The sequence below is a fragment of the Ensifer sp. 2TAB8 genome (assembly GCF_052115125.1).
Taxonomy (GTDB): Bacteria; Pseudomonadota; Alphaproteobacteria; order Rhizobiales; family Rhizobiaceae; genus Ensifer.
The window spans coordinates 53,033-71,018 of record NZ_JBFRGB010000009.1; the positions used below are offsets into that span (position 1 = coordinate 53,033).

Genomic DNA, 17,986 nt, shown 5'->3' on the forward strand with positions numbered 1-17,986 from the left:
AGAGTTGTTCTGACGAAGAGGAGACGTCATGACGAAGGAAAGCACCTATACTGCGAGACTACCGGAGCCTGACGGCACCTATCTCTACACTCCAGAGGAAGATGCGATCTGGGGCGAGCTCTATCAGCGGCAGATGAAGCTCCTCGCCGACAAGGCCTGCGACGAGTATCTGGAAGGCGCCAAAACGCTCGATCTCGGTCCGCACCACGTGCCGCAGTTGAAGGACGTGAACCGGCGCCTCGCAGAGACCACCGGCTTCGGCGTAGAAGGTGTGCCGGCTCTTATTCCGCCGTCCCGCTTCTACGAGCTTCTGTCCCAAGGCAAGTTTCCGCTGGCGACCTTCATTCGCCGCCGCGAGCATATCGATTACATCGAAGAGCCCGATATCTTCCACGAAGTCTTCGGTCACTGCCCGCTGCTGACCAACCAGAGCTACGCCAATTTCGTCCGGCGCTTCGGCGAGAAGGCCGTCTCGCTCGGCAAGGGCTATTCCTGGCACATGTTCCGGATCTTCTGGTTCACTGTAGAGTTCGGTCTGATCAACACGTCGAAGGGCCGCCGCTGCTATGGCGCCGGCATCGTTTCTTCGCCGAACGAGACACGGAATGCCATGGAAACGCCAGGCATCGAGTTCCGCCCGTTCGACCTGATGACCGTGCTGCGCACCCCCTATCGCATCGATATCGTGCAGCCGATCTACTACGTGATCGACAGTTTCGCTCAGCTCGAAACGATCATCGAAGAGGATATCGCCGCGCGCATCACTGAAGCGAAAGCGCTTGGCGACTTCCCTCCGACCTACGAGGCCAAGGCATCGTAATCGCCGAAGAATCGGCCGGCAGGGCCTTGCCTTGCCGGCAACGATTGTCCAACGTCTTGCCACGAGAGATAGAGCGGAATGGCCGGCCACAGCGCCGACATCCCGCGCGCAAGCAGAGGCGGGACATGGCCAACAGGACAATCGATCACGCGCTGACGGCGCGCTCTCTCACATCGGCGGCATCCGACCCGACACATGCCGGCATTCTCTCCTTCATGCGCCGCAAATATTCGAAGCAATTGAAGGGCGTCGATGCCGTCGTCTGGGGCATTCCTTTCGACGCCGCCACCTCGAACCGCCCTGGCGCACGCTTCGGGCCGCAGGCGATCCGCCGCGCCTCGGCGATCTTCGACAACGATCCTCAATACCCGTTCGAACGCGATCTCTTCGCGCAGATGCCGACGGTCGACTATGGCGACTGCCTGCTCGACTACGGCAACCATTCGAAGACGCCGGCAACGATCGAACGCGAGGCGGCCAAGATCATCAGGAGCGGCGCCTATCTGCAGACGCTCGGCGGCGACCACTTCGTCACCTATCCGATCCTGAAGGCGCAGGCGGCCCTCCACGGCCCCCTCGCCCTCGTTCAATTCGACGCCCACCAGGATACCTGGCCGGACGAGCGCGGCCGTATCGACCATGGCTCCTTCGTCGGCCGCGCCGCCCGCGAGGGCCTGATCGACACCGACGCTTCGATCCAGATCGGCATCCGTACCCACGCGCCGGAGGATTGCGGCATTCGCATCCTTTATGGCTACGACGTCGAAGAGATGAGTGCTGCCGAGATCGCCGAGACGATCATAAGGCAGGTCGGCGAGCGCAAGGCGTATCTGACCTTCGACATCGACTGCCTCGACCCGGCCTATGCGCCCGGCACCGGCACCCCGGTCGCCGGCGGCCCATCAAGCGCCAAGATCCTGTCGGTATTGCGCAAGCTCGGCGCGCTGACGGTCGTCGGCAGCGATGTCGTCGAAGTGGCGCCGGCCTATGACCATGCCGACGTCACCGCAATCGCCGGCGCGACGGTCGCGATGTATATGCTGGGGCTGCATGCGGAGAAGCTTGCAGAGCGCGCGCCGCTTCGCTGAAGATAGCCGCTGCCGTTGCGATGAAGTGCCGCTGCTTATATAGAAACAATGGGCTTGGCGGTGTCCCGCCGGCCTGTTGAGAAATTGATTCAATTCTATGCCAGAGTGAATCCGGAACGACCTCTAACCTACTGGCAGAACGGGAAAATCATGAAACCGAAGATCTTCATCGATGGCGAACACGGCACCACGGGCCTGCAGATCCGCACGCGCATGGCCGGCCGTAGCGATCTCGAACTGCTTTCCATTCCGGAAGCGGAGCGACGCAACGCCGCGATGCGCGAAGATCTTCTGAACGACGCCGACATCGCCATCCTGTGCCTGCCGGATGACGCGTCACGCGAGGCGGTTTCGATGGTTTCCGGCAACAACAAGGTTCGCATCATCGACACCTCGACCGCGCACCGCATCGCGCCCGATTGGGCCTATGGCTTTGCCGAAATGGACAAGGCGCAGCCGGAGAAGATCCGTAGTGCCCGTTGCGTCGCCAATCCAGGCTGCTATCCGACCGGCGCGATCGGCGTGATCCGGCCGCTGCGCCAGGCCGGCATCCTGCCGGACGGCTATCCGGTCACGGTCAACGCGGTCTCCGGCTATACCGGCGGCGGCAAGCAGATGATCGCGCAGATGGAAGACGAGGCCAATCCAGAGCACATCAGCGCGCCGCACTTCCTCTACGGCCTGCCGCTCAAACACAAGCATGTGCCCGAGATGAAGATGCATGGACTGCTCGACCGCGCACCGATCTTCGCTCCGTCGGTTGGCAAATTCGCGCAGGGCATGATCGTCCAGGTCCCGCTCTATATCGAAGATCTTGCAGCCGGCGCGACGCTGGAAACGATCCATGCGGCGCTGGTCGAGCACTACACGGGCCAGTCGATCGTCGAGGTCGTGTCGCTTGAGGAAGGCGAGAAGCTCGCGCGCATCGACGCGACCGAGCTTGCCGGCAAGGACACGATGAAGCTCTTCGTCTTCGGCACCCGCCGCGGCAATCACGTGAACCTCGTCGCCCTGCTCGACAATCTCGGCAAGGGCGCATCCGGCGCGGCCGTCCAGAACATGGACCTCATGCTGTCGGTCTGATCGGCAATCAACTGAAAACAAGAAGACCCCGGCGAGCCGCTCGCCGGGGTCTTTCTTTTTCCGGGATTTACGGAACGTCAGTCCCGATACTGGATTGCCGTCGGTCGCAAATACTCGCCGTAAAAGCCGCGCCAGTGGGCGATGGCAAAGCCGAGCACAACGAGCGCGCCACCCTGGTGCGCCACGCCCCAGCCGACCGGCACCTGCAGCACGAGCGTGGTGATGCCGATCACCGCCTGGACCGAGACGAGCAGGAAGAGGAGCACCGAGCGCCGCGCATGGGTGGTTTCGGGCGCTGCCCTCAGCGAGGCGATCATGTGCATCAGCGCGAAGGCAAAGAGCACATAGGCGCCGATCCGGTGAACGAACTGCACCGTCTTCGGGTTCTCGAACAGATTGATCCACCAGGGCTGCTGCAGGAACAGGTCCTGCGGGATGATGGCGCCATCCATCAGCGGCCAGGTATTGTAGCTGAAACCGGCATCGAGGCCGGCGACGAGCGCGCCGAGATAGATCTGGAACAGGCTCATGACCGCGATGATCATTGCCATCTTGCGCGAGCGATCTGTGGGCGCCGCGTCGTTGGAATGCGGGCTGAGCCCGCGCAATATCCACATGCAGGCGGCAAAGATGAGACAGGCGATGACGAGGTGGGTCGCCAATCGGTACTGGCTGACTTCGGTGCGCTCGACGAGGCCGGACGACACCATCCACCAGCCGATGAACCCCTGGAAGCCGCCAAGCGCGAGGATGCCAAGAAGCGGCATCCGGAGCTTGCGCTCGATCCGGCCGGTCAGCCAGAAGAAGGCGAGCGGCAGCGCGAAAATCAATCCGATGGTGCGAGCCAGCAGACGGTGCGCCCATTCCCACCAGAAGATGGTCTTGAACTGTTCCACCGTCATGCCGCTGTTCATCTGCTGATACTGCGGAATGCGCTGGTAGAGCTGGAATTCCTCCTCCCACTCGGTCGCAGAAAGCGGCGGGATCACGCCGTGAATCGGCTTCCATTCGGTAATCGACAGGCCGGATTCCGTAAGCCGCGTCGCGCCACCGACGAGCACCAGCGCAAAAAGGGTGAAGAGCACGACTGCCAGCCAGCCACGGATTTGCCGGCGGTTGCGGTCGGTTCTGCTGATCTCGTTTCGAAGCATCTGTTCTGTCGCCATTTCGACGCCGGCCATCATTGTCCCTCTGATATCGCAGGGTTCGGCGGTGAGACCGGACGGATCAACGGTCGCACCTTCAGGAAAGCCGTTGATTTGCACCAGAGTGGCATGCAAAACAAGGCCGAAACCTTTGCGGCATGCCGTCGCGGCCGGCCATTGTGCCATTTGAAAGAAATGAAATGCCCGTACGCCTCAGAAAGTTGATCGGCACGATCCTGATCATCATCCTCGTCGTCGTCTATGCGCTGGCCGCCGTCACCTTCGCCTCGCTGCTGCTCGGGGCGTCGCCTTGGTGGGTGCACCTTGCCTACTTCTTCTTCACCGGCCTGCTCTGGATATTGCCAGCCATGCTGATTATCAAATGGATGGAAAAGCCGGCGCGCGATCGCTGATCCCCCGGCGTGGTAGACATCCGAGGAGACGCCCATGCGGCTTGCGGTTATCGCTGATATCCATGGCAACGACCTCGCGCTTGAGGCCGTGCTTGCCGACATCAATGCGCTCGGCATCACCGACATCGTCAACCTCGGCGATCACTTGAGCGGCCCGCTCAATGCCGCGCGGACCGCCGACATCCTCATCGAACGAGGGATCTCCTCGATCAGAGGCAATCACGATCGCTATCTCCTGACCATCGATCCCCGCAAACTGGGGCAGTCGGATCGCGCGGCCTACGATCAATTGCAACCGCAGCACCGCGAATGGCTGGCCACCCTGCCCGTCGCACACGTCCACAAGGAAACGTTCTTCCTGTGCCATGCGACGCCGACTGATGATGAGACCTACTGGCTGGAGGCACTGACGAGCGACGGCACGGTCCATATGGCGGCTCGTTCGGCAATCGAGGCTGAGGCCGCCGGCATCGACTACCCGGTGATCCTCTGCGGACACACGCATATCCAGCGCGCCGTCCGCCTCTCGGACGGCCGCCTTGTCGTCAATCCCGGCAGCGTCGGCTGCCCCGGTTATGCCGACGACCAGCCCGTGCCGCACAAGGTCGAGGTGGGTTCGCCGGATGCGCGCTACGCCATCATCGAAAAGGCGGGCGCCGGGTGGCGCGTCACCTTCCGCAATGTCCCGTATGACTGGGCGGCAATGTCCCGGCTCGCGGCCAGTCGCAACCGACTGGAATGGGCAAAGGCACTCGCCACCGGCTTTCTCGACTGATCCGCCGTGCCGCTGGCCAGCGACGCTTCACGCTTTGCTAACTGCGTTCCCCGGTTATTCTTCACCGCCATACATGAGAGCTATCGCATTAAACGGATCGTAGCCGGCTTGAGGTTCAATCGCGCGGCAACAGGGACCGGATGGCACCTTCGATGACGAACTCCGATCTGACCATGGAAGGCTCCGGCGACCGCCGTCCGCGCACGTCCGTGCGTTTCGGGCCGACCGACGCCACTGGCCGGTTCGAGATTTCGATCCATCGCACCATGGAGCCGCTGGAAGCCGAATGGCGTGCGCTCGACAGCCTGGCCGCCAATTCGCTTCATCACGCCTATGACTGGTGCCGTGCCTGGGCGGAAGCCCACAACAGCAACCTCCTCTTGCTGCGCGTCGCGTTCGGCGGTGAACTGTTCCTCATTCTGCCGCTGGAGATCAGGCATGGGCGCCTGTTTCGAACGGCGCGCCTGATCGGAACGGAACACAGCAACCTCAACACTGGGCTCTTTACCGCCGAAGCCTCGGCGGCCATGACGCCGGCGCTTGCGCATGCTTTGGCCCGCGATGTCAGTATGGCGTTAAACGGCGTTGCCGACATCCTCATGCTCGAACGGGTACCCTGCGAATGGCGTGGCAGCCCCAGCCCCTTTGCCGCGCTTCCTGGCGTCGCAAACCCCAATGCTTCGTTCCAGCTCCCCCTCCTCGGTAGCATCCAGCACACACTGGCGCAGATCAACGCCAAGCGGCGGCGCAAGAAGATGCGCATCTCCGAGCGACGCCTGGCGGAGATGGGTGGCTACGACTACGTGGTTGCTCGCACCCCCGACGAGGCGCAGGCGCTGCTCGATACCTTCTTCCGGCAAAAGGCGACACGGTTTGCGGCACTTGGCCTTCCCGACGTTTTCCAGCAAGCCGAGACAACGGCCTTCTTCCACGCGCTCGCAGCCTCTCAGGATGGTGACCCGCAGCTCATGCAGTTGAACGCCATCCGGCTTAAGGGTGAACATGACGGACAAGTCGTCGCCGTCGCCGGGCTTTCGTTGAAAGGCGACCATGTCATCTGCCAGTTCGGCTCGATCGACGAGGTGCTGGCAGGCGATGCAAGCCCGGGTGAATTGTTGTTCTACCGGATGATCGAGCGTCTTTCGGTCCAGGGTGTGCGCCTGTTCGATTTCGGCGTCGGCGATCAACTCTACAAGCGATCGTGGTGTACGATCGAGACGCCATTGCGTGACATCATATTGCCGGTAACGCTTCCCGGACACCTTGCCGCCTTGCGCCATCATCTCGTCGTGCGCGCAAAGGCGGCGGCCAAGTCGAACAAGGCCGTCTACGCTCGCCTGCAGCGAGCGAGACGGTTCAGGCAAGGCAGAGGCGATTCACGAGGCACCCCGGACTAAGCTGCAACGTCGCGCGCATGCGGGCCGCGTCGGTCATTCGCGACCGAGGCGCCGTCTTCCGATTAGGCAGCATCCCGGTCGGGATATTCCGGGCCGGGTTCGACCTGCCCGGTCATCAGCACGATGTCGCGATAGCCGGCCGCGCCAAAACCGGTCAGCACCTCGACGATGCGTTCATCGCTGACCGACGGCGCCGACAGGATGATCTCTGCACTATCGCGCCCGGCGATCTTCTCGACAGCCATCTCGTCCGCCGGACCGCACTCGACCAGAACGAGATCGTAGGCGTTGGTCAGGGCGTCGATGATCATCTTCAGCCGCTCGATGCCGCGCATCGCCTGCCGTGGGTCGGCATCGCCCTGGGGAATGACGTGAGCGTCGGAGAAACGATCAGCGTGGATCGTATCCGTGAACGGCACTTCACCGGCCAGCAGGTTGGTGATCCCGGGAAGCTGTGGTGAGCGCGCCATAAGGCGCGTCGGGCAGGCCGATCCGGTCAGATCGATCAGCACCACCTTCACATCGTCCTCGGCCAGCAGGCGTGCCAGCATGACGGTTGCGGTCGATCCTTCGTCTCCACCCGGAGAGACCGAAATTGCAACGCGTGCGCCTGCGGCGCGCAGATGTTCCGCAACCGCTTCGATGGAGAAATCCGGTTCGGTGGCTGCTTCTGTGGTGTCCGTGTCCATAGCCGGTGCTTCCGCTGCCGGAAGCAGGTCGACTGCGTCATCGACCAAGGGCGCCACTTCGGGTGCCGTTTCGGTAGCGACGATCGGGGTATCGGTCGCGCTTGCGGCCAAAGCCGGCCGGGGTCGCATCGGGGCAACCCGCTCGCCGCTTGCCGAGACGGGCCGCAACGCCCGGCCGCTGAACAGTTCCCCCAGCATGATCACGACGCAACTCAACAAGAACGTCGCGAGCGCGGCGACAATGGTGATCGGCAGAACTTTCGGGAAGCTCGCGCTGGTCGGAACCACCGCGGTTGAAATCACGCGCGCATCGGCAGGGGTCGCATTCTCCACCGTGCGCGAGGTCGCCTCGCGGTAGCGGGAGAGATAGGTTTCGAGCAACTGCCGCTGAGCGGTCGCCTCGCGCTCGAGCGCACGCAGCCCCACCTCTTCTTCACCGGCCTGGGCCGATTGAGCCTTCAGCCCATTGAGTTGCTGGACAAGCTGCTGTTCGCGCAGTTCACCGACCTTCGCCTCATTTTCGAGGCTCGTCAGGATCTTGTGCGTCTCGCTACGGATCTGGCCGCGGATGCCTTCAAGCTGCGACTTCAGCGCCTTCAGGCGCGGGTGTCCGTCAAGCAAGGTCGTAGAAAGGTCGGCGACCTGTGCCTGCAGGTTTGCCTCAGTCTCCTTGAGACGCTGGATCATCTGCGATCCGACGACATCGGTGATCGTGTCCGGTGCCCGGCCACTCGCAAGCGCCGAGCGCACGCCCGCAGCCCGCGCTTCGGCGTTCGCGCGCTCACCGCGCACGCGGGCCAGCTCGGTGGAGATATCGGTCAGTTGCCGTGTCGCAAAATTCGTCGTCTCGCCGGTCGGCAACAGATCCGAAGACGCGCGATAGGCGGCAACCTTCGCCTCGGCATCCCGCACCTTCTCGCGCAGATTGGCGATCTCGGGCTCCAGCCAGCGGGTCGCCTCGGAATTGGTGTCGAGCTTCGCTCCGCTTTGCAGCGCAAGGAAGACCTTCGCCATTTCGTTCGGGACGGTGGCCGCGAGTTGGCGATCCTTTGAGGTGAAGGCGATCGCGATCACGCGCGACTTTTCGACCTGATAGACCTGGAGCTTTTCATTGAACTCCTTGAGAACTCTTTCTTCCGGGGCCAGTTCCAGCGGATTCTTCTTGAGGCCGAGCATCACGAGGAGGTCGGAAATTGCCGAGGGCGCCGACGACGGGTCGAACTCCTTCAGCTCATAGAGCTTCATGTTGCGGGCGACCTGCTTGATCAGGTCGGCCGAACGAAGCACCTGCACCTGGCTCAGAATCCCGGATTCGTCGAAGACGCGATCTGCCCCAGCCTGCGAAGCCTGGTTCGGGCCGCTGAATTCCGGCTCGCGCGATTCGATCAGCACGCGGGTTTCGCTCTGATAGTCGGGCGAAATCATTTTCGCCGCACCGAAGGYGAGTGCGGMCACACAGGCCGTTGCGAGCAACACTTTGACGCGCCGATCCCAGACGGCACGAAACAGGCCGCCGAGGTCGATATCCACATCCTGTTGACCGYTGCCGCTTCCCGACATGCTACTGGCTCCGAACCTTCAAATTTTGCCGGAGGGTAAATGAACATGGTAACGCAAGGGTTAATACAATCAACTTCCGGACGATAAACCCTCCCCTTTGCAGCGATACGCGGCAAAAATTCTACCGCGAGTTTACCGGCTATTAACCCTAACGGATCGATAACGTCCGAAAAGGTGGGTCGTTTCCGGAGCCTATGAACCGCATGTCAACCGCAGCTATCAAGACGGGTCTCGCGATCACGGCGGCAGTGCTGTCGATGTTGCTCAGCGGTTGCACCAGCTACCAGCCCGCGCCGAAGGCTTTCAGCGAAGCCACGATCCAGCCCTATCGCCTCGACAGCGGCGACCGCTTGCGCATCAACGTCTTCGAACAGGCCGGCCTCAGCGGCACCTATACGGTCGACCAGGCCGGGTATGTCGCGTTTCCGCTGATCGGCACCGTTGCCTCGCGCGGCAAGACCCTGCCGGAACTCGAAGGCATGATCGCCGCCAAGTTGCGCCAGGGCTATCTGCGCGACCCCGACGTGACGATCGAGGTCGATCGCTACCGCTCGGTCTTCATCATGGGTGAAGTCGGCCAGGCCGGCCAATATGCCTATGTTCCGGGAATGACCGTGCAGAACGCGATTGCGGTCGCCGGCGGTTTCTCGCCGCGCGCCAACCAGTCCAACGCCGACATTACCCGCAAGATCAACGGCCGCATCATCACCGGCCGGGTTCCGATCACCGACGCGGTTCTTGCCGGCGATACAATCTATATCCGCGAACGCCTGTTCTGATCTCGATGCAGCAACAGCGTCCCCTGCGCATCATCCATTGCTTCAGGTCGCCGGTCGGCGGAATTTTCCGCCACGTGCGCGATCTCGCCGAGGCGCACGCCCGCGCCGGTCATGAGGTCGGCATTCTCTGCGACAGCACCACCGGGGGTAGCCACGAAGATTCACTGTTCGACGAGATCCGGCCCCATCTGGCGCTCGGCCTCGTTCGCATGCCGATTCACCGCTCCGTCGGTCCGTCGGATTTTACCGCGCTGTGGCGCGGCTACAAGGAAATCAGAAGTTTGCGACCGGATGTGTTGCATGGGCACGGCGCCAAGGGTGGCGCCATTGCCCGGCTCATCGGTTCAGCCTTGCGGGTCAACAGGTATCGCGTAGCCCGCCTTTATTCACCGCACGGGGGAAGCCTGCACTTTCGCCGCCGTTCCCTGATCGGGCGGCTTGTCTTCCCGCTGGAACGGGCACAGGAGCGGCTTGCGGACGCTCTCGTTTTTGTCTGCGATTTCGAACGCCAGACCTACTTCACCAAGGTCGGCGCGCCGCGGGTACGGCACGAACTGATCTATAACGGGATAGACGACGGGGAATTCGAGGTGATCACCCCACGGCCGGATGCGGTCGATTTTCTCTATATCGGCATGATGCGGGACCTGAAGGGTCCCGATTTGTTTGTGGAGGCCTTCGCGCGCACCGAACGTCTTGTCGGACGGCCACTTTCGGCATTGATGATAGGCGACGGCCCGCAGCAGGAGGAGTACAGCGAGCTGATGCTGCAGCAGGGCCTGAGCCGCCGCATCAGGATGCAGCCGGCCATGAAGACCCGCGAAGCGTTTACGCTGGCGCGCAATGTCGTCGTTCCTTCGCGGGCCGAGTCCATGCCCTACATCGTCCTCGAAGCACTCGCGGCCAGAAAGCCGGTCATCGCCAGCCGCGTCGGCGGCATCCCGGAAATACTGGGACCCGACAGCGGCGCGCTTGCAGAACCGGCCGACGTCCAATCGCTGGCCACCATCATGGCGCGCTCCATCAGCGAGAAGGACTGGGCGACACGGGTCATGCCTGAGCCGAGCACGTTCAAATCACGATTCGCCGCTTCGGTAATGTCGGCCGATATGTTAGACCTCTATCGGGAATTGTGCCGTTACCAGCCACCCACGGATAGCGTGTCGCCCACAACGTAAGCGTTTCTTAGTGGCTTTCTGCTATCCGGGCTGTGGGACTTCAGCGCCGGAAGACAGCCATGAACAAGTTTGACCGCCCGGGTTCATTCGATCCGGAAGCGCTTCGCAAGAAGATTTCGGAAATCCGCGCCCGTGCACCCGGCGAAATGCCGAACGGTGAGCCGGCCGCGGAACTTAATCCGCTGGCGCGGCAAATTGCCGAGCAGTTCCGGGCTGACACCTATTCGCCGGCCATGATCATGGGCCTGATGCGGCTGTTCGAATTCTGCGCGCTCTTTGCCATCGGCTACGCCATCAACGCGCTCTACGTTCAACCGGGCTTCGAGCAATTGCCACTCTATATGGCGATCCTGATGGGCGGTTCGGCCCTGGCGGTCGCCGCTATGCAGATCGCAGATACCTATCAGATTCCGGCGCTACGCGCCTGGCTGCGCGTGATGCCGCGTATTCTCGCAGCCTGGGCGATTGCCTTCGGTGGGATCGCCATTGCCCTGTTCTTCCTGAAATCCGGCCACCAGTATTCCCGCGTATGGTTCGGCGGCTGGTTTGTCGGCGGCGCACTCTTCCTCGTCGCCGAACGCGCCTTCATCGCCTATTCCATTCGCCACTGGGCGCGTAACGGCACGATGGAACGCCGCGCCGTCGTCGTCGGCGGCGGCCAGCCGGCCAAGGACCTGATCCGCACACTTGAGGATCAACCCGACAACGACATCCGTATCTGTGGCATCTTCGACGACCGCGACGAGCGGCGCTCACCCAACGTGATCGCCGGCTATCCGAAACTCGGAACGGTCAATGAGCTCGTCGAGTTTGCCCGCCTGGCGCGGATCGACATGCTGATCATCTCGCTGCCTCTGACAGCGGAAAAACGCATTCTCGAGCTTCTGAAGAAGCTCTGGATCCTGCCGGTCGACATCCGGCTCGCCGCACACGCCAACAATCTGCGCTTCCGTCCGCGCAGCTATTCCCATGTCGGCGATGTTCCCATGCTCGACATCTTCGACAAGCCGATCGCCGACTGGGATTCCGTCGCCAAGCGCGGCTTCGACATCTTCTTTAGCCTTGTCGCTCTCGTGCTGCTCTGGCCCATCATGCTCGGCGCCGCCATTGCGGTCAAAGCCACCTCTCCCGGACCGATCATTTTCAAGCAGAAGCGGCACGGCTTCAACAACGAGACGATCGAGGTCTACAAGTTCCGCTCGATGTACACGCATATGAGCGACCCCTCGGCGCGCAACGCCGTAACCAAGGGCGATCCGCGCGTCACACCGGTCGGGCGTTTCATCCGCAAGTCGTCAATCGACGAACTGCCGCAGATCTTCAACGTGCTGAAAGGCGAACTCTCGCTCGTCGGCCCGCGTCCGCACGCCGTATTGGCGCAGACCCAGAACCGGACCTATTCCGACGTCGTCGAAGGCTACTTCGCACGCCATCGCGTCAAGCCGGGCGTTACCGGCTGGGCGCAGATCAATGGCTGGCGGGGCGAAATCGACAATGACGAAAAGATCCGCCTGCGCACGGCCTTCGACCTCCACTACATCGAAAACTGGTCGCTGCTCTTCGACCTCAAGATCCTGTTCCTGACGCCGTTTCGGCTCCTCAACACCGAGAACGCCTATTGAGCGCCATCGAGACAGGCCGGTTTCCAATCGCGCGCCCCCAGCTTGCAGCTCTCTCGCTGTTCGGCTCGGGCATGGTGGCGTTCGCCGTGTTCCTTTCGGGCTTCGTCATCTTCGAGCCGGCGCCCTATGAGCTGTTCCTGGTTGCGCTCATCGGGCTGTGGGCGCTCTTCGGTCTCAAGATTTCCCGTAGCGTCGCCCCCCTGCTCACGCTTCTGACGCTGTTCATGGTGGGCGGCATCCTGTCGCTGACGGTCATGGTCGATCTGACCAAAGGCCCGATGTACATGGCCGTTTCCGGCTTTCTTGCGCTTTCGTCCGTGTTCTTCGCAGCGATCATCGAGGACCGCCACGAGCGGCTGCGTCTGATCTTCAATGCCTGGCTGGCCGCTGCCATCATTACCGCCCTGCTCGGCATCCTCGGCTACTTCGGCGCCGTTCCAGGGGCGGAGAATTTCACGCTCTACGGTCGCGCCAAGGGCGCGTTCCAGGATCCCAACGTATTCGGACCGTTTCTGTCGGTTCCGGCCATGTATCTGATCCATGGCATCCTGACGCAGCCGATCCAGAAGGCACCGCTGAAGATCGCAGCGCTGATGATCCTCGCGCTCGGTGTCTTCCTCTCGTTTTCGCGCGCGGCCTGGGCGCTCAATCTCTTCTGTGTCGTGGCCTTCGTCTTTGTCATGCTGCTCAAGGAGCGTAGCGGCCTCTTCCGCCTCAGGATCCTGGTACTGGCACTCGTCGGCGGGCTGCTGGTTGTCGGCGCCCTTCTCGTCGCCCTGCAATCCGAACAAGTCGCAACGCTGTTTTCCAGCCGGTCGCAGCTCGTGCAGGATTACGATGGCGGTCATCTCGGACGCTTCGACCGCCACAGGCTTGGCTTCCTGATGTCCATGGAAAAACCCCTCGGCATCGGCCCCATGGTCTTCAGCACGATCTTCCCGGAAGACGAACACAATGTCTGGCTCAAGTCGCTGACGTCCTACGGTTGGCTCGGCTTCGTCAGCTACGTGACGCTGATCATCTGGACGCTGTCGCTCGGCTTCCGTTTCCTGCTGCTCAACCGCCCCTGGCAGACCTACCTGATGATTGCCTGGGTCGCCGTTCTCGGCCATGTCGGCGTCGGCAATGTCATCGACACCGACCACTGGCGTCACTTCTATCTGCTCGTCGGCATCATCTGGGGATGTGCCGCCCTCGAATATCGCCATCGCCGGCAAGCGCGCGCCGGCTGGAGCTCCTGATCATGGAACACTTTGTTCCGGGCCGGCGACCGGCCCTCCCCCTACGCCTGCTTGAGGTCCTGGAACCGAGCGGCGGCGGCTCGGGCCGACATTTCGTCGACCTCTGCCGCGGCATGCATGAGCGCGGCCACCATGTGGAGGCGGTCTATTCGCCGGTGCGCGCCGAGGAGGGCTTCATGCGCGAATTGAAGGCGATCGGCCTGCCGGCCGTCCACGCCGTCAACATGAAACGGGCTCCGGGCCCGTGGGATCTCGCCTCCTTGCTGGAACTGCGACGCATCATCCGCAACAACGACTTCGACATCATCCACGGCCACAGTTCCAAGGCAGGTGCACTGACCCGGATTCGGCTTCCCGGCCCGCACATCCCACGCCTTTATACCCCACACGCCTTTCGCACGCTCGACCCGAGACTTGGCCGTGGTGGCCGGTTGATCTACGGCATGATCGAGTGGGCCCTTGCCCGTTTCTTCACGGACCATCTCATCTGCGTTTCCGAGGACGAGCATCGCCACGCCCTGTCATTGCATATGCCCGGGGACCGGATGTCAGTGGTCGTCAATGGCGTCGCTCCGCCCTCAAACGAAATGGCGCAAACGATTCGCGCCAGCTTCGGGATCGCGCCGGATGCCTTCGTCTTCGGCTTCATCGGCCGGCTCTCGGCACAGAAGGCACCGGAGCGTCTGATCGCGGCCTTCCAGAGCATCGCTGCATCGGTGAAGAACAGCCATCTGGTCATGGTCGGCGCCGGAGCACTGGAAGCGACCCTGCGCAAGGCGATCGCCGAAAGCGGATTGCAGAACCGCATGCACCTGACCTCGGCCTTTACGGGACCACAGGCCGCACCCGCTTTCGACCTTCTGGTCATGCCGAGCCGCTACGAGGCCATGTCCTACGTCATGCTGGAAGGGGCGGCCGCGGGCAAACCGATCATCGCCACCGATATCGGCGGCGCGCGCACGGTCATCGAAGATGGCGAGAACGGCTTCATCCTGCCGAACAGCGACGACACGTCCCTGCTCGCGAAGACGATGGCCAAAGCCGCAGCACCGGAAACATTCGAGGAGCTGGCTGCCTTTGCGCGCAGCCGGAAGCACCGCTTCACCCTCGATGTGATGCTCGATCAAACCGAGACGCTCTACGAGCAGGTGGCCACCAAACGCCGGGTATCAGCGATCCTTCAGCCGGCTGAGTAGCGCAAGTAAGATAGGGATGGGAAACAGATCAATCGCTCTCTGGGGGATTGAGGATTGAGAAGAATGGTCGGAGCGGCGGGATTCGAACCCACGACCCCTTGACCCCCAGTCAAGTGCGCTACCGGGCTGCGCTACGCTCCGAACCGAGGAAACCCCTATATAACCAACGCTTAGAGCGCAAGCGGGAATTTCGAACTCGGCGTGAAAAAGAAATATCCGGCGTGGAAAAGCTGCGGGCCTGCCATGGAACGATGAGGAAATCGGTCCGCTTTTCAAAGTCATCTCCCTGAGAGCGGCGGTCGCGCATCGCAAGGGAACCTTCACCAAGTCTTAAATTGCACCGCTCGAAACGCCGTGCCTAACGCAACGTGAGCTTGCCATCACAACCGATTTGAGGGACAGTTTAGTACTGGCCCTTGAGGCCTGGAGCCTCCATTTTCAGGAGTAGACCATGCCTCTTAAATCACTGCTGGCCGCAACCGCACTCGTCGTCCTGACCCTGTCCGGATGCGCGACTTCCGGTTCGACCAACACAACCTACGCGCAGTGGACCGGCCCCTATCCGGAGCCTGATGTTTCCGCATCAAGCCCCGGTGGCTTCCGTATGTCCTACTAAGACGCGGCACCTGTGGTGTGAGCGACAGAACGCGAGCCTTGTGAGGTGTCCCTCAGCCGCTCACGTCAATGCATGAGTGGGTTGCCCCTTCTCCCGGACCCGAAGCATTTGGATGCGGGCCGCCTGCCAATCTCCCAAACCGACGATCGATCGAATGTTTGCCGTCAGCTACGGCGGGGATCGGCTGGCAACAACCCCGCACATTCGCGCAAGCGCCATGCCTGCGTCGCCGTTGAATTTTTTAAGGTCATGAAAGCATCGCGTTGCCAACCTAGCACGCGCCCCATAGGCGATCGCGGTCAGTCTCAGCGAACCTGGTCGAGCAGGCGCTTGCATTCCAGGAGATCGTAGAGCGCCTCCTGAAGCAAGGCCCGGTCCTCCTTGCCCACGGACGACGATTTCCCGAGGGAGATTTCCGGTACGTCGTCGCTACCGCCACCGAATGAAAAGAAGCGGCGGCTCGCCGGTGCCTTGGCGCGGCCGACAATCTGATCTTCTTCCGAAACACCGGCCTTGGGCGGTGCCGGCTCCTCGTTGCTGGATGCAGCAAGCGCCTCGACGGTCGCGAGATCGCCGCTGGCGATGGCGGCGACAAACTTGTTGCCGTTGGTCTTCAGCAGCTTCTGCACGCCCTTGATGGTATAGCCGTGATCGTAGAGCAGATGCCGGATGCCCTTGAGGAGATCGACGTCTTCGGGCCGGTAGTAGCGCCGACCGCCGCCGCGCTTCATCGGCTTGATCTGCTGGAAACGGGTTTCCCAGAAGCGCAGAACGTGCTGCGGCAGATCGAGATCGTCAGCGACCTCGCTGATGGTGCGGAATGCGTCCGGGCTCTTTTCCATGTGGTTCCCAATCCATGTCACGCGACTCATGCTCGCGAGCAGCAATGAACCGATATCATACCGATGATGGCACGAATCGGACCCATTTCAACGGCTTATGGATGGGTTTTCAACCACATTTGTGGCCGACGCCATGACGTCACGCCACGGGCGATACCGGCTTCTGCTTGGCTCTGCGGCTGAGATGGGCCTTCAGCACGCGCTGCTTGAGCACGTTGGACGCCTTGAAGGTCATCACGCGACGGGGCGAGATCGGCACTTCCTCGCCGGTCTTCGGGTTTCGCCCGATGCGCTCATTCTTGTCGCGGACCTGGAAGGTCGCGAAAGAAGACAGCTTCACACTCTCGCCACGCACGATTGCGTTGCATATTTCGTCAATGACGGTTTCCACCAACTCGGCAGACTCTGTCCGTGACAGACCCACCTTGCGAAATACCGACTCAGCCAAGTCCGCCCGTGTTACTGTTTTTCCGCTCATCTTCCCCCACCAACGTCTGGTACGCCGATCAGCGACCGAAGACTATTGCCCTTACCTTTTGCGGTCAAGCGTCTGTTGCTTAAGCAATTTCTTTACCAGCGGAGGAGCACGGAGCCCCAGGTGAAGCCACCGCCCATGGCCTCGAGCAGCACAAGGTCACCCTTCTTGATTCGGCCGTCGCCAGCCGCCGCGTTCAACGCCAGCGGAATGGAGGCAGCCGAGGTGTTGCCATGCAGGTCGACCGTCACCACAACCTTGTCGAGAGGGATGCCGAGCTTCTTGGCGGAGCCGTCGATAATGCGCCGGTTGGCCTGGTGCGGCACCAGCCAGTCCAGATCTTCTGCGGTCGTTCCAGTCGCCTCGAACGCCGCCTCGATCACGTCGGTAATCATGCCGACTGCATGCTTGAATACTTCGCGGCCTTCCATCTTGAGATGGCCGACTGTGCCCGTCGTCGACGGGCCGCCATCGACATAGAGCTTGTCGCGATGGGCACCATCGGAGCGAAGCTTGGCTGTCAGCACCCCACGGTCGGCATTCGTGCCCTCGCCCTCCTGGGCCTCCAGAATGATGGCGCCGGCGCCATCGCCGAAGAGCACGCAAGTCGTCCGGTCGGTCCAGTCGAGAATGCGGGAGAATGTTTCCGCGCCAATCACCAGCACGCGCTTGGTAAGCCCGCCGCGGATGTAAGCGTCGGCGGTCGTCACCGCATAGACGAAACCGGAACAGACTGCCTGCATATCGAAGGCAGCGCCATGGCGCATGCCGAGGCGGTCCTGGATGTTGACGGCGGTGGCCGGGAACGTGTTGTCCGGCGTCGAGGTCGCCAGGATGATTAGATCGATATCGTCGGGCGTAAGCCCGGCATTGGCGAGCGCCGCACGGGCAGCCCCTTCACCGAGTGACGCGGTCGTTTCACCCTCGCCGGCGATGTAGCGCTGCCGGATACCAGTGCGCTGCACGATCCACTCATCGGACGTATCAACCTTGGATTCCAGCTCCTGATTGGTGACAACGCGCTTCGGCAAAGCTGCGCCGAAGCCGCGAACGACGGAACGGATCAT

General features: G+C 62.0%; 17 protein-coding genes and 1 tRNA gene. 12 read left to right on the top strand and 6 right to left on the bottom strand.

Annotated elements, in window-relative coordinates; genetic code table 11:
* The first annotated feature begins 28 nt into the window (after nt 1–28).
* From AB4Z53_RS16505 to argC, 3 genes are all read left to right on the top strand, one after another.
* On the top strand, nt 29–820 hold the full coding sequence (locus AB4Z53_RS16505; protein WP_441596658.1) for a phenylalanine 4-monooxygenase: 792 nt from the start codon (nt 29–31) through the stop codon (nt 818–820).
* A 125-nt stretch (nt 821–945) separates the two neighbouring features.
* The gene (gene speB / locus AB4Z53_RS16510) at nt 946–1,908 is read left to right on the top strand and encodes an agmatinase (protein ID WP_441596659.1); all 963 of its coding nucleotides are present in this window, start codon (nt 946–948) and stop codon (nt 1,906–1,908) included.
* A 150-nt stretch (nt 1,909–2,058) separates the two neighbouring features.
* Entirely contained in the window at nt 2,059–2,991 is a 933-nt protein-coding gene (gene argC, locus AB4Z53_RS16515; RefSeq protein ID WP_291151650.1) for an N-acetyl-gamma-glutamyl-phosphate reductase, read from the top strand.
* 77 nt (nt 2,992–3,068) lie between these two features.
* Here the strand turns inward: argC and AB4Z53_RS16520 are convergent, their stop codons facing one another.
* Nucleotides 3,069–4,172 (bottom strand): COX15/CtaA family protein, encoded by a 1,104-nt coding sequence (locus AB4Z53_RS16520; protein ID WP_291151647.1) that lies wholly within the window; start codon nt 4,170–4,172, stop codon nt 3,069–3,071.
* Nucleotides 4,173–4,336: 164 nt separating this feature from the next.
* Here AB4Z53_RS16520 and AB4Z53_RS16525 point away from each other — a divergent pair, with 164 nt between their 5' ends.
* The 3 genes from AB4Z53_RS16525 (at nt 4,337) to AB4Z53_RS16535 (ending at nt 6,721) form a co-directional block, all read left to right on the top strand.
* The gene (locus tag AB4Z53_RS16525) at nt 4,337–4,549 is read left to right on the top strand and encodes a DUF2842 domain-containing protein (RefSeq protein WP_113536920.1); all 213 of its coding nucleotides are present in this window, start codon (nt 4,337–4,339) and stop codon (nt 4,547–4,549) included.
* A gap of 34 nt (nt 4,550–4,583) precedes the next feature.
* Nucleotides 4,584–5,324, top strand: a complete 741-nt coding sequence (locus AB4Z53_RS16530) for a metallophosphoesterase family protein (protein WP_291151642.1) — start codon at nt 4,584–4,586, stop codon at nt 5,322–5,324.
* A 152-nt stretch (nt 5,325–5,476) separates the two neighbouring features.
* A complete protein-coding gene (locus AB4Z53_RS16535) occupies nt 5,477–6,721 on the top strand; it encodes a GNAT family N-acetyltransferase (RefSeq protein WP_441596660.1) in 1,245 nt (414 codons plus the stop codon).
* A 62-nt stretch (nt 6,722–6,783) separates the two neighbouring features.
* Here the strand turns inward: AB4Z53_RS16535 and AB4Z53_RS16540 are convergent, their stop codons facing one another.
* Nucleotides 6,784–8,970, bottom strand: a complete 2,187-nt coding sequence (locus tag AB4Z53_RS16540) for a GumC family protein (RefSeq protein WP_441596661.1) — start codon at nt 8,968–8,970, stop codon at nt 6,784–6,786.
* 203 nt (nt 8,971–9,173) lie between these two features.
* Here AB4Z53_RS16540 and AB4Z53_RS16545 point away from each other — a divergent pair, with 203 nt between their 5' ends.
* The 5 genes from AB4Z53_RS16545 (at nt 9,174) to AB4Z53_RS16565 (ending at nt 14,986) form a co-directional block, all read left to right on the top strand.
* Entirely contained in the window at nt 9,174–9,749 is a 576-nt protein-coding gene (locus AB4Z53_RS16545; protein ID WP_113536971.1) for a polysaccharide biosynthesis/export family protein, read from the top strand.
* A 5-nt stretch (nt 9,750–9,754) separates the two neighbouring features.
* Nucleotides 9,755–10,927 (top strand): glycosyltransferase family 4 protein, encoded by a 1,173-nt coding sequence (locus AB4Z53_RS16550; protein ID WP_113536917.1) that lies wholly within the window; start codon nt 9,755–9,757, stop codon nt 10,925–10,927.
* Between the two features lie 248 nt (nt 10,928–11,175).
* Nucleotides 11,176–12,549 (top strand): undecaprenyl-phosphate glucose phosphotransferase, encoded by a 1,374-nt coding sequence (locus AB4Z53_RS16555; RefSeq protein WP_441596744.1) that lies wholly within the window; start codon nt 11,176–11,178, stop codon nt 12,547–12,549.
* The gene (locus AB4Z53_RS16560; protein WP_113536915.1) at nt 12,546–13,790 is read left to right on the top strand and encodes an O-antigen ligase family protein; all 1,245 of its coding nucleotides are present in this window, start codon (nt 12,546–12,548) and stop codon (nt 13,788–13,790) included. Before AB4Z53_RS16555 ends, AB4Z53_RS16560 begins: the two co-directional genes overlap by 4 nt.
* A gap of 2 nt (nt 13,791–13,792) precedes the next feature.
* Nucleotides 13,793–14,986, top strand: coding sequence for a glycosyltransferase family 4 protein (locus AB4Z53_RS16565; RefSeq protein WP_441596662.1), 1,194 nt, complete (start codon nt 13,793–13,795; stop codon nt 14,984–14,986).
* 64 nt (nt 14,987–15,050) lie between these two features.
* Here the strand turns inward: AB4Z53_RS16565 and AB4Z53_RS16570 are convergent.
* A tRNA-Pro gene (locus AB4Z53_RS16570) sits at nt 15,051–15,127 on the bottom strand.
* A gap of 310 nt (nt 15,128–15,437) precedes the next feature.
* Between AB4Z53_RS16570 and AB4Z53_RS16575 the strand changes: the two genes are divergently transcribed.
* Nucleotides 15,438–15,602, top strand: coding sequence for a hypothetical protein (locus tag AB4Z53_RS16575; protein WP_291151629.1), 165 nt, complete (start codon nt 15,438–15,440; stop codon nt 15,600–15,602).
* A gap of 305 nt (nt 15,603–15,907) precedes the next feature.
* On the opposite strand, the gene AB4Z53_RS16580 is transcribed toward AB4Z53_RS16575, so the two are convergent.
* From AB4Z53_RS16580 to AB4Z53_RS16590, 3 genes are all read right to left on the bottom strand, one after another.
* On the bottom strand, nt 15,908–16,444 hold the full coding sequence (locus AB4Z53_RS16580) for a MerR family transcriptional regulator (protein WP_057252555.1): 537 nt from the start codon (nt 16,442–16,444) through the stop codon (nt 15,908–15,910).
* 139 nt (nt 16,445–16,583) lie between these two features.
* Complete coding sequence (locus AB4Z53_RS16585) at nt 16,584–16,922, bottom strand: integration host factor subunit alpha (protein ID WP_113536913.1); 339 nt, start codon at nt 16,920–16,922, stop codon at nt 16,584–16,586.
* A gap of 92 nt (nt 16,923–17,014) precedes the next feature.
* Nucleotides 17,015–17,986, bottom strand: a complete 972-nt coding sequence (locus tag AB4Z53_RS16590; RefSeq protein WP_441596663.1) for a beta-ketoacyl-ACP synthase III — start codon at nt 17,984–17,986, stop codon at nt 17,015–17,017.